An 11,169-nucleotide genomic window follows, 5' to 3' on the forward strand; every position below is an offset into this window, starting at 1 on the left:
CCCGCCGCCTGACCCCACGCCTGACTTTGGGCTTTTTTCACAAATCTCCTGCCTGTCATCGCACTGCCATGTCCCCGTGATCATGCTGGTGGCGGGTTTTGGTCAGTTGCTGCCAGGGCACGCATATCTGCCCATTAACGGTGTGAGTTGAGCCAGTGACCAAACCGGCGCATAAATGATGCAGGAACAACCGCTTACATGCATTTCCAAGAGAGATAGACGCTCACTTTGCCGGACGACCGCACACCAGATTCAGCGCCAGAAAACGACAAGCCGCAGCTTTTCATCAAGACCTATGGTTGCCAGATGAATGTCTATGACAGCGACCGCATGTCAGACGCTCTGGCCCCCAAGGGCTACGAAACCGCAAAGGCGCCGGACGCCGCCGACGTCGTGATCCTGAACACCTGCCACATCCGTGAGAATGCAGCCGCCAAGGTCTATTCAGAACTTGGCCGCCTGCGCATTCTCAAAGAAGCCCGCCTCAAGCAGGGCCGTCCCCTGACCATTGGCGTGGCGGGCTGCGTGGCGCAAGCGGAAGGGCAGGAAATGCTCGACCGTGCGCCGGTGGTGGATTTTGTTGTCGGGTCGCAGGCCTATCACAGGCTGCCGCAGCTCGTCGAGCGCGCCAAGGATGGTGAGCGTCTGGTCGAAACAGATTTTCCCACCGAAGACAAATTCGAACACCTGCCGCAGCCATCGAAAAAGGTAACCCTGGGCCGGGGCCCGGCCGCGTTCCTGACGGTGCAGGAAGGCTGTGACAAGTTTTGTACGTTCTGCGTCGTGCCCTATACGCGCGGCTCTGAAGTCTCGCGGCCCATGAGCCAGCTGCTCGATGAAGCGCGCGGCCTTGTGGATGCTGGTGTGCGTGAAATCACGCTGCTGGGTCAAAACGTCAATGCATGGCATGGAAATGGTTTGGGCGATGCCGCCTCCAATCTGGGACGGCTGCTGTTTGCCCTGGCTGAGATCGATGGACTGGAGCGCCTGCGCTACACGACCAGCCATCCACGCGACATGCACGATGATCTGTTTGCGGCCCATCGCGATCTGGACAAGCTGATGCCCTATCTGCATCTGCCGGTGCAGGCGGGCTCCGACAAAATTCTCAAGGCGATGAATCGTCAGCATACGGCGCAAGACTATTTGCAGCTGATCGACAAGCTGCGGGAGGCGCGCCCTGACATTTCGTTGTCCGGTGATTTCATTGTCGGCTTCCCCGGTGAGACCGATGAAGATTTTGAAGCAACCATGCAGCTGGTCCGCGACGTGGGCTATGCGCAGGCCTATTCCTTCAAATACTCCCAGCGCCCGGGAACTCCGGCCGCCATTCACGAAACGCAGGTGCCCGAGGATGTGAAGGTTGAGCGTCTGGCGCGCCTGCAGGCCTTGCTGAACGAGCAATCACGGGATTTCAACGCAGCCTCCGTCGGCAAGACCATGTCGGTGCTGCTGGACCGGGTGGGCAAGCGTGACGGCCAGCTGGCCGGGCGTTCGCCGTATCTGCAGGCCGTTCATCTTGATGCACCAATGCATCTACGCGGCGAAATCGTGCCGGTTGTCATTGAAGCCGCGCACGCGAACAGTCTTTCAGGTAAGCTTGCGGATATATCGGCGACGGACAGTCTTGTTAAAGGAGACGCTGCTTGAGCGTTGGAACCAGTGCTTCTGCTCCCGTTGGAGCCTCATCATCGGCGCAAAGCGCCGCAAACCAGGCCGCACAGCCCGAGGCATTGAAAGCCCAGGGTGTGAGGGCACAGGGCGGACCACGGCCTGATGTTGTGGTGCTCGACTTTGACGACAACCATTTGATGAGCGGACTGGCCGGCGTTGCCGACTGCAACCTTGCCCGCATAGAGCAATTGCTCGGCGTCGCCCTGACACCGCGCGGCAATCGCATTGCCATCCGTGGTGCTGACGATGCACGCGGGAACGCTGCGCAGGCCCTTGGCGACCTCTACGGCAAACTCAAACGTGGCCAGGAAGTGGTCATGGCCGACGTGGATGGAGCGGTGCGCATGGCATCCAGTGCGCTGCCCGAAGGCCAGAAGGGCTCCTCCAGCGTGCAGATTGTGACCAAGCAGCGGGTCATTGAGCCCCGCTCGGCCAATCAGGCGCTCTACATGAAACAGCTCCAGACCAATGAGCTTGTCTTTGGTATGGGGCCTGCGGGCACCGGCAAGACGTACCTTGCGGTGGCAGCTGCCGTGTCCCTGTTCATCAAGGGGCAGGTGGATCGGATCATACTATCGCGCCCCGCGGTGGAAGCGGGCGAGCGTCTTGGGTTCCTGCCTGGCGACCTGCGCGAGAAGATCGACCCCTATCTGCGTCCGCTCTATGACGCGCTCTACGACACGCTGCCTGCCGAGCAGGTGGCCCGCAGCCTTGAGTCCGGTGAAATCGAAGTGGCACCGCTGGCGTTCATGCGCGGCCGTACCTTGTCCAATGCCTATGTCATTCTCGATGAAGCGCAGAACTGCTCATCCGTGCAGATGAAGATGTTCCTGACGCGGTTGGGCGAAAACTCACGCATGGCTATCACCGGTGACCCGACGCAGGTCGACCTGCCCATGGGCTCAAAGTCCGGCCTCAGGGAGGCGCGCGACGTGTTGCGCAATGTGAAGGGCGTCGCGGTCACGGAGTTTGCCAATGTGGATGTGGTGCGCCACCCGCTTGTGACCCGCATCGTGCACGCCTACTCCGAAGCGGAGGGCAAGTTGCTGCCGAACAAGGACAAGGGCGGCAATGCCTGACCCGGCATCAAAGCCTGACCCGGATCGAGCCAGCCTGCTTCAGATCGATATCCTTCGCGAAAATGGCGACTGGGACACTCTGGATGACGTGGAGAAGTTGATCCGTACAGCAGTCCGGGCGGCTTTTCAGCCATCAGTGGGCAGCGCAGCAGATCAGGTGATCGAGGTCAGCATTTTGCTGGAAAACGACGCGGCCCTTCAGGCCCTGAACAAGCAGTGGCGCAACAAAGACAAGCCCACCAATGTGCTGTCCTTTCCAGCGCCCCCCCTTCCAGATGCCATGCTTGCCATGCAGACAGAGCGACACCTGGGGGATATTGCCCTGAGCTTCGACACGCTGGCGGCTGAAGCGCGCACTGAAAACAAGGCATTGTCTGATCACCTGCAGCACCTGGTTGTCCACGGCATGCTGCATCTGCAGGGACATGACCACCAAACGCCTGACGAAGCAGACGAAATGGAAGATCTGGAGCGCAGGATTCTCGCAGACCTTGGCATTGGTGATCCTTACGCATCCTGAGCACAGCAGGGCCCGGCAGCCTGTGCATGTGGCGCACGGGTTGAGGGTTCTGTAATGATGGCGATGCAATGTAGATTGCCCGAATGAAAATGTGCCTCCCCGGCAGGCCGAACCGCCGGGAAACAGGAGCCCCAGACGATGGCCTTGGCCAACGACACGACCGACAAGAGTTCACCCGGCGACAGACCGGCCTCAGCTGCCCTTGCACCGGGCCAGCCGCTGACACAACGCCTCGCGCGTGCCTGGCGCTATGTGCGTGGCGGTGCAGAAGCCAGTTCCCTGGGGGCCTCCCTTGACGCTGTTCTGGCAGAGGAGCGTGACGGAGCGTCGGGACTGTCGGCGGCAGAGCAGGACATGTTCGTCAACCTGCTGGGCTTCAATGAGCTGCGCACTGAAGACGTGATGGTTCCGCGTCCCGACATTGTGGCGGTCGAGGAAGGCACGTCTCTTGATGAGCTTGTGAAAGCCTTCCGTGAGGCCAATCATTCGCGCCTTCCGGTCTTCAGCGAAACACTGGATGACCCGCGCGGCATGGTGCACATCAAGGATCTGCTCGGCTGGATGGCTGACAACCGCACCGGCGGGGAGACAGATGACAAATTCGACCTGGCCACCATTCGGCGGGATCTCGTTTATGTGCCGCCATCCATGCCAGCGATCGATCTGCTCCTTAAAATGCAGGCAAGCCGTGTCCACATGGCGCTGGTGATTGATGAGTATGGCGGGACAGACGGCCTCGTTACCATTGAAGATCTGGTCGAAGAGATCGTCGGCGAAATCGAAGACGAGCATGATGAGGCTGAACGCCCTGATCTTGTGCGCCTTCCCGGTGGGTTGATTGATGCCACAGCGCGCGCCGAGATAGGCGACCTTGAAGAGATGCTCAACGTCACATTGATGCCTGAAGAGCGTGAAGATGATCTGGACACCTTGGGTGGCCTCGTATTCGACATGCTGGGCCGCGTCCCACAACGCGGCGAAGTCGTAGTGCATGAAACCGGCATAGAGTTTGAGATTGCAGATGCTGATCCACGCCGCATCAAACGGCTGGTCGTGCATCCTGGGGCAACGTCGGAAAATCCGGCCAAAGACAAGTCGGACAGTCCGACCACTGATTAACGACAGGCAGGGCGCATGCAGGGGATTGTTGGGGGAGTAACCCGGCTGGCGGATTGGCTGGCGGGGCGATCAGGCTGGCAGAGGCTTGGTCTGGCAGCCATTGCAGGTGCGCTCACAGTGTTTGCCATGCCGCCCTTTGGGCTGTGGCCATTGCTGCTTGTCACCTACCCGGCGCTGCTTTGGCTGTTGGACGGTATTGAGCCTGAAGCTGAACATCGCTTTGCAGGTTGGCGATCCGCGGCCTTAACAGCGTGGGCTTTTGGCTTTGGCTTCTTTCTGGCCGGGCTTTACTGGATAGGCTCTGCCTTTCTTGTGGAAGCAGATCAGTTCGCATGGATGCTGCCCTTTGTGGCGCTCATCATGCCTGGCGGTCTGGCCTTGTTTTTTGCAGGCACCGCGGTTGCCGCTCGTGCCGTATCCCGAACCGGCGCCACGCGCGTTCTGACCTTTGTTGTCGCCTTTGCGCTCGCCGAATGGTTGCGCGGTCATGTGTTGACGGGCTTTCCCTGGAACAGCCTTGGGTATGGGTTCTCCGTCTCGGACACGCTCGTGCAGGCCACGTCCTTGTGGGGCCTTTACGGACACACCCTTCTGGCGGCGCTTGTTGCAACCGCGCCCGCGTTGCTGGCAGGCCCGGGCATTAGCGTGACGCGCAGTCGGGCCGCCGCATTCGTGTGTTTCGCCGGCGTTCTGCCTCTGGCGCTTTTCGGGTTTGGTCTGTGGCGGCTGTCATTGCCCACACCCGCTGATGTGGCCGACGTCAAACTTCGGATTGTGCAGCCGAACATTGCCCAGAAAGACAAATGGCGACCAGAGCTGCGGGCGGTCAACTTTTCGCGCCTTTTGCGCCTCAGCCGGGCGCAGGACAATCTGGACGGCATCACCCACGTCATCTGGCCGGAAAGCGCGCCGCCCTTTTTGCTGGCTGACAATCCTGATGCGCGTGCGCTTGTCGCCGACATGCTGCCCGATGGCGTACACCTCATCACAGGCGCGGTGCGCGCCGAGCCATTGCCCCAGACCATGCCTGATGGACGATGGGCGCGCTTCTTCAATTCGGTGATGGTGCTGGATGCCAACGCCACCATTACAGCCACCTATGACAAGGCTCATCTGGTGCCGTTCGGAGAGTATCTGCCTGCGCAAAAACTCTTGAATGCCATTGGATTGCAGCAACTGACCCGACAACGCGGAGGATATAGCAGTGGTCCAGGTCCGCAGTCTGTAAATGTGCCCGGAATGCCACAGATGGGCCCACTGGTCTGCTACGAAGTCATCTTCCCGGGAAATTCCGTAGGGGTACAAAGGCCCGGATGGCTTCTCAACGCCACCAATGATGCTTGGTTTGGTGATTCGATTGGCCCACGGCAGCATTTTTTCCAGGCAAGAATGCGCGCAGTCGAACAGGGACTTCCACTTATCCGTGCAGCTAATACTGGAATATCTGCCGTAGTTGGTCCTCGCGGCCAGATACGGGCCCATCTGCGTTTGGGGGAGGCCGGAGTATTAGACCAGAACTTACCGGGAAAAATCGATCCCACCATTTATTCTAGAAGTGGCGGTCTATTATTCTGGATTGGATGCTTAGTTCTAGTATTAACTATACTGTATTCAAAAATGGCTAAACACAGACAACACTGACACACCTAATTGCAACCCATGGTTGTATAATACATTATTGCCGAATATTTTGACATGCCTCATGTTGACGTGCACATCACTCATTTGCACTCATAGGTTAGTGCTAGTGCAAATAGCCACGAAGACAGACGTGGTTTTTGCTAGGGGAGATGTGGGTGGCTAGGAAAGAACCAAATCCGATTGACGTGCATGTGGGTAGCCGGGTCCGGCTGCGTCGATTGCTCGTCGGGATGAGTCAGGAAAAGCTGGGTGAGCAACTCGGGCTGACTTTCCAGCAGGTTCAGAAATACGAGAAGGGTACAAACCGTATTGGCGCCAGCCGCCTGTATGAGGTGTCGCGTATTCTCAATGTGCCGGTGCAGTATTTCTACGAAGAAATGGCTGACAATGATGCCCACGCTCCCGGCGGAGAACAGGCATTTGCAGAAGGCGACAGCGCGCCGTTTGTAATGGACTTTGTGTCCAGTTCAGAAGGCCTTCAGCTCAACCGGGCTTTTGTTGAAATCCGCGACCCGGCCGTTCGCCGCGGCATTGTGGATATGCTCAAGGCACTGGCGAAATCTCAGAGCCCAGTTCCTGAATAAAGCACCTGAGGCGGGACGCGGCTGCTGCGGCAAGTCTGCACTTTGCGCAATAGCTGATCATTGCGTTGAGAACGCTCCCTAATCTGGAGCGCATACCCGCTCGGCCCTTCCTGAGCCTTGACGGGTTCCGCCAAACCCGGCAAGAACCCCGCATTCTTTTTCGCCGGTCCCACAAGGCCGGTATCTTTCACCGTTCATATGCAGCGTCTGCGGCTCATTGGCTGCGCACCGTATGTGATCGACTGCCAGTCGCCTGGGCGTTTTCGGCAAGGGGCCGCAACCGCATTTCCGGGCTTACATGGGGAGACCACCTGCCGTGGCACGTTCCAGCTATCTGTTTACCAGTGAGTCCGTTTCTGAAGGCCATCCTGACAAGGTCTGCGACCGGGTTTCCGACGAAATCGTGGACCTGATTTTCCGGACCGCTGAAAAGGAAGGCATGGACGCCTCCCAGGTGCGTGTTGCCGCTGAAACGCTGACCACAACAAACAAAGTGGTGATCGCCGGGGAAGTGCGCGTACCCGAAAGTCTTCTGGGAGACGGCGACCGCGTCACACCAGCGCCATTTGAAGAAGTTGCCCGTGCCGCCATCAAGGACATCGGCTACGAGCAGGACGGCTTCCACTGGAAGAACGCTGACGTTGACGTGTTGTTGCACGCCCAGTCCGCCGATATTGCCCAGGGTGTGGATGCTGCAGGTAACAAGGACGAAGGCGCCGGCGACCAGGGCATTATGTTCGGCTACGCCTGCCGCGAAACAGACGTGCTGATGCCAGCACCAATCGTGTTCTCGCACCGCATTCTGAAATCACTGGCTGACGCCCGCCACGGCGATGCCAACTCAGGCCTCGGCCCGGACTCAAAGAGCCAGGTCACCCTGAAATATGAAAACGGTAAGCCCGTTGGTGCGACATCCGTTGTTGTGTCCACCCAGCATGCTGAAGGCCTCACCACCGACCAGGTCCGCGAAATTGTTCGCCCGCATGTTCTCGACGTGCTGCCCGATGGCTGGATGTGCCCGGAAGACGAATTCTACGTAAACCCCACAGGCATCTTTGTGATTGGTGGCCCGGACGGTGACGCAGGCCTCACAGGCCGCAAGATCATCGTGGACACCTATGGCGGCGCAGCGCCCCACGGTGGCGGCGCATTCTCCGGCAAGGACCCCACCAAGGTGGACCGTTCTGCTGCTTATGCTTCCCGCTACGTGGCCAAGAATGTTGTGGCTGCCGGTTTTGCTGACAAGTGCACCATCCAGCTGGCTTACGCCATTGGCGTCTCCAAGCCGCTGTCCGTTTATGTGGACCTGCACGGCACAGGCAATGTGGATGAAGCCAAGCTTGAAGGCGCGATCCAGGAAGCCATGGATCTGAGCCCGCGCGGCATCCGTGAGCACCTGAACCTCAACAAGGCGATCTATGCCCGCTCCGCTGCCTATGGCCACTTTGGCCGTGACGCAGACGCAGAGGGCGGCTTCTCCTGGGAGAAGACGGATCTCGTTGAGCCGCTCAAAGCAGCCATCAGCTAGACACTTTGAAAAACGAAGCCTGTATTCATGGCTGATCGACACAAAGATGAGGGGCAGCCGTTTACGCGGCGGCCCCTTATTTATGGCCGCGCCAAAGGCAAGGCACTGTCACCGCGCCAGCAAAAACTGTTTGCGGATGTTCTGCCGCGCATTGCGGTTCCGACCGACACACCACTTGATCCGTACACGTTGTTTTCTGACGTGAGCCAAGTGCATGTGGAAATCGGCTTTGGCGGTGGTGAGCATCTGATCGCCCGGGCAGCGCAGAACCCCGACATCGGTTTCATCGGCTGCGAACCGTTTCTCAATGGTGTTGCCAAGACCCTGGCCGCCATTGAAGAACAAGAGCTGCCCAACATCCGCCTGCACCATGGGGATGCCCGCGACGTGCTGGACGCGCTCAAGCCCGATACGCTGGACCGGGTCTATCTGCTCTATCCAGATCCTTGGCCCAAATCGCGCCAGAACAAGCGGCGCTTCGTCGGCGGTGACACGCTCACAAGCCTCGCCCGCGTGATCCGCCCCGGCAAGATCCTGCAGGTCGCAAGCGACATCCCCGACTACATCCAGTGGACCCTGCGCGAAATTGCCGACAACGGGCAATTCACCCAGACCGCTCAAAGCCTGGCGGACCACGACACGCCACCCCCCGGCTGGCCCGGCACCCGCTACGAGGCCAAAGCCATCCGCGAAGGCCGCACGCCCTGCTATCTGGAGTTTGAGCGGCTATAACCTCAGGTTATGTGCGTTATCTCCAAATGCCATTTCTTCAATCCGTCGGCAGTCCCTAGCTACAGGGCATAACGCTCTGGAGGCAGGAGGGATTCATGGCATCCACTCAAGAAGAAAAGACCATCACGTTTTACAAGCGCGTCAACGGCACGACCGGACCGATCGCGCTGACCCGTGCCCATTGGCTGACCCGTCGCATCGCGCGGTTCCTGGCAGCCTTCACCTGGCGAAAGAAGAATGGCTCCCCGCAGGACACCGTGGCAGCCATGGCTAAGGAGTGGCGGCGGCTGTTTGGTCTGGAGCGGTTCTGGAAAATCGACCGGGTGGAGGACGAGACCGCCTACGCGGAAATTCATTTCCCCTGTTCGCTGGAAGGCACAGGCGATGTGGCTGCATGCCACCGGCTGATGGAGTATGACCGCGCGTTGTTGAAAAAGATGGGTGGTGACTTGATCGTGCTGGAAAGCCGGGCTGACCCGCGCGTCAAAGGCTGCTGCAAGGTCGCCATCAGAAAGCATGGAGATGCCCGCACCGATCTTGTGCCTGCCCATGAGACGGCGGCCTCCTGAACAACAGTCTGGATATTCCCGGCCATGCGGCGGACACTTGCTCAATGATCCGACTGGACCGAAAACATCTCGCACTGGTGTGTGCCATTGCCCGCGAGGGCACTATGACCGCTGCCGCAAATGCGCTCGCCGTCTCGCAACCTGCCCTCAGCAAGCAGCTGACGCAGCTGGAGGAGATGCTCGGCACGCCCCTGTTTGAGCGCACCGGCAAGAGCACATCCACCGGCCAGACGACAATGCGCCTGACCCGTCCCGGCCGCGCGTTCGAACAACGTGCCCGCAGCTTGCTGGAAGAGTTTCAGGCCTTCGAGACCACGCTCAATACCCGGGTGGGCGGCGCATCGGGCCGCCTGCGCATTGCCACGGACGTCATTCACAACGATGCAGCCCTTGCCCGCGCCATGCGTGCCTTTGCCAGCGACCACCCCGGCATCGAACTTGATGCAGGCCCCGAAATCGCGCCTCTGGATGCGCTGACGGCGGAGAAGGTGGACGTGGCCATCGTCGGTGAGGCGCCGACACTGTCCGGCGTCGCGTACACCCAGCTGGAGCCCGATGAGCTGGTAGCGGTCATGCGCGCAGACCATGGCCTGGCCGCAAAGGCACATGTCGCGCCTGACGACCTCGAAGGTCAGGAAGTCATCTATCACCTGGAACTCGAACGCTCGATCCTCCACAGACGGTATCTCAAGCCCGCGGGCATCCGCATCGCGGGCTTCCATCGCATCGAGAGCCCCGCAGGCATCCTGGCGGCCGTGGCAGATAGTGACGCCGTCAGTGTGTTGCCAAGGCGGGTGGCAGCAGCCTCGCCCCAGGCCGCGTCGCTGGCGCTGCGGCCCATTGGGGAGGACGGATACTGGTTCCACTGGCATGCAGCCCGCCGGCGGACCGATAGCCGGGCGGAGATCGCGAGTCTGATTGCCCGGCTGGCAGCTTCGGGTGCGGCCGGTTAGGCCGGCGGGATATGCGTTAAAATCCGCTTCAAGACAGCCCTTTGCAAATTCCAGCCGTTGGGCGTATGGTCCGCCCAAGTTGAGACCCCGGTTATTTTGCTAACTTGGCAGAATGACTGCGACGGTAGGTTCATGGGGGCGCTTCGGCAGCCCCTTTTTTGTTTCTGGAGACAACGTTTTTGAGCCTGAAGGCCAAGACACCCGCGGAAGAACGCATCGAAGGCATCATCGCCCCTCTCGTTGAGAGCCTGGGCTATGAAATCGTGCGCATTCGCGTCATCGGCTCCGGTACACCGACCTTGCAGATCATGGCGGAAAAGGCCGACGGCACCATGCCGATTGAAGGCTGCGAGGAAGTCTCCCGCGCCGTTTCAGCGGCTTTGGACGTGGATGACCCGATTTCCGGCAAATACACGCTGGAAGTGTCGTCCGCCGGAATTGACCGCCCGCTGACCCGCGAGAAGGACTTTGAGACTTGGGCAGGACATCTCGCCAAGGTCGAGCTGCAGGTGCCGATTGATGGCCGCAAACGCTTTCGCGGCCTGCTGGACGGGTTTGCGACAGACGAAAACGAAATCCGCATTGCGGTTGAGATTGAAGGTTTTTCCGAACCACAGGTCGTGGGCCTGCCGTTCGGCGATGTGCATGACGCAAAGCTGGTGCTGACCGACGCGCTCATCAAACAAAGTCAGAAATCGGGAGGGGCATCACCAAAACCGTCTGCCCCCACCGAACTTGAAACACTAGAAGAAGACATCACGGAGTAAGTT

At 59.6% G+C, this 11,169-nt stretch carries 11 protein-coding genes; all 11 read left to right on the forward strand.

The annotated features are described in order from the left end of the window. Window positions 1-228: 228 nt before the first annotated feature. The 11 genes from miaB (at window position 229) to rimP (ending at window position 11,166) form a co-directional block, all read left to right on the forward strand. Window positions 229-1,650, forward strand: a complete 1,422-nt coding sequence (gene miaB / locus ABXH05_RS07780; RefSeq protein WP_353560518.1) for a tRNA (N6-isopentenyl adenosine(37)-C2)-methylthiotransferase MiaB — start codon at window positions 229-231, stop codon at window positions 1,648-1,650. Next, a complete protein-coding gene (locus ABXH05_RS07785) occupies window positions 1,647-2,753 on the forward strand; it encodes a PhoH family protein (RefSeq protein ID WP_461494474.1) in 1,107 nt (368 codons plus the stop codon). Before miaB ends, ABXH05_RS07785 begins: the two co-directional genes overlap by 4 nt. Next, window positions 2,746-3,273 carry an rRNA maturation RNase YbeY gene (gene ybeY / locus ABXH05_RS07790; RefSeq protein WP_353560519.1) on the forward strand — a complete coding sequence of 176 codons (528 nt, stop codon included), beginning with the start codon at window positions 2,746-2,748 and terminating at the stop codon, window positions 3,271-3,273. The genes ABXH05_RS07785 and ybeY overlap by 8 nt, the downstream gene beginning before the upstream one ends. A 138-nt stretch (window positions 3,274-3,411) precedes the next feature. Further along, complete coding sequence (locus tag ABXH05_RS07795; protein WP_353560520.1) at window positions 3,412-4,392, forward strand: hemolysin family protein; 981 nt, start codon at window positions 3,412-3,414, stop codon at window positions 4,390-4,392. Between the two features lie 15 nt (window positions 4,393-4,407). Continuing rightward, the gene (gene lnt / locus ABXH05_RS07800; protein ID WP_353560521.1) at window positions 4,408-6,033 is read left to right on the forward strand and encodes an apolipoprotein N-acyltransferase; all 1,626 of its coding nucleotides are present in this window, start codon (window positions 4,408-4,410) and stop codon (window positions 6,031-6,033) included. Between the two features lie 155 nt (window positions 6,034-6,188). Beyond that, on the forward strand, window positions 6,189-6,617 hold the full coding sequence (locus tag ABXH05_RS07805) for a helix-turn-helix domain-containing protein (RefSeq protein ID WP_461494470.1): 429 nt from the start codon (window positions 6,189-6,191) through the stop codon (window positions 6,615-6,617). 298 nt (window positions 6,618-6,915) lie between these two features. Beyond that, window positions 6,916-8,145 (forward strand): methionine adenosyltransferase, encoded by a 1,230-nt coding sequence (gene metK / locus ABXH05_RS07810; RefSeq protein WP_353560522.1) that lies wholly within the window; start codon window positions 6,916-6,918, stop codon window positions 8,143-8,145. Window positions 8,146-8,172: 27 nt separating this feature from the next. Then, on the forward strand, window positions 8,173-8,877 hold the full coding sequence (trmB, locus tag ABXH05_RS07815) for a tRNA (guanosine(46)-N7)-methyltransferase TrmB (RefSeq protein WP_353560523.1): 705 nt from the start codon (window positions 8,173-8,175) through the stop codon (window positions 8,875-8,877). 95 nt (window positions 8,878-8,972) lie between these two features. Continuing rightward, window positions 8,973-9,446, forward strand: a complete 474-nt coding sequence (locus tag ABXH05_RS07820) for a hypothetical protein (RefSeq protein WP_353560524.1) — start codon at window positions 8,973-8,975, stop codon at window positions 9,444-9,446. A gap of 44 nt (window positions 9,447-9,490) precedes the next feature. Then, window positions 9,491-10,399 (forward strand): LysR family transcriptional regulator, encoded by a 909-nt coding sequence (locus tag ABXH05_RS07825; RefSeq protein ID WP_353560525.1) that lies wholly within the window; start codon window positions 9,491-9,493, stop codon window positions 10,397-10,399. Window positions 10,400-10,578: 179 nt separating this feature from the next. Then, a complete protein-coding gene (rimP, locus tag ABXH05_RS07830) occupies window positions 10,579-11,166 on the forward strand; it encodes a ribosome maturation factor RimP (protein WP_197538319.1) in 588 nt (195 codons plus the stop codon). The last annotated feature ends 3 nt before the right edge of the window (window positions 11,167-11,169 follow it).

This window comes from Pyruvatibacter sp. HU-CL02332 (genome assembly GCF_040362765.1).
Taxonomy (GTDB): domain Bacteria; phylum Pseudomonadota; class Alphaproteobacteria; order CGMCC-115125; family CGMCC-115125; genus Pyruvatibacter.

Coding starts and splice junctions, on each gene's coding strand:
- ybeY (WP_353560519.1), top strand. CDS start 2,746: ATGCCTGACCCGGCATCAAAGCCTGACCCGGATCGAGCCAGCCTGCTT.
- ABXH05_RS07795 (WP_353560520.1), top strand. CDS start 3,412: ATGGCCTTGGCCAACGACACGACCGACAAGAGTTCACCCGGCGACAGA.
- lnt (WP_353560521.1), top strand. CDS start 4,408: ATGCAGGGGATTGTTGGGGGAGTAACCCGGCTGGCGGATTGGCTGGCG.
- metK (WP_353560522.1), top strand. CDS start 6,916: ATGGGGAGACCACCTGCCGTGGCACGTTCCAGCTATCTGTTTACCAGT.
- trmB (WP_353560523.1), top strand. CDS start 8,173: ATGGCTGATCGACACAAAGATGAGGGGCAGCCGTTTACGCGGCGGCCC.
- ABXH05_RS07820 (WP_353560524.1), top strand. CDS start 8,973: ATGGCATCCACTCAAGAAGAAAAGACCATCACGTTTTACAAGCGCGTC.
- ABXH05_RS07825 (WP_353560525.1), top strand. CDS start 9,491: ATGATCCGACTGGACCGAAAACATCTCGCACTGGTGTGTGCCATTGCC.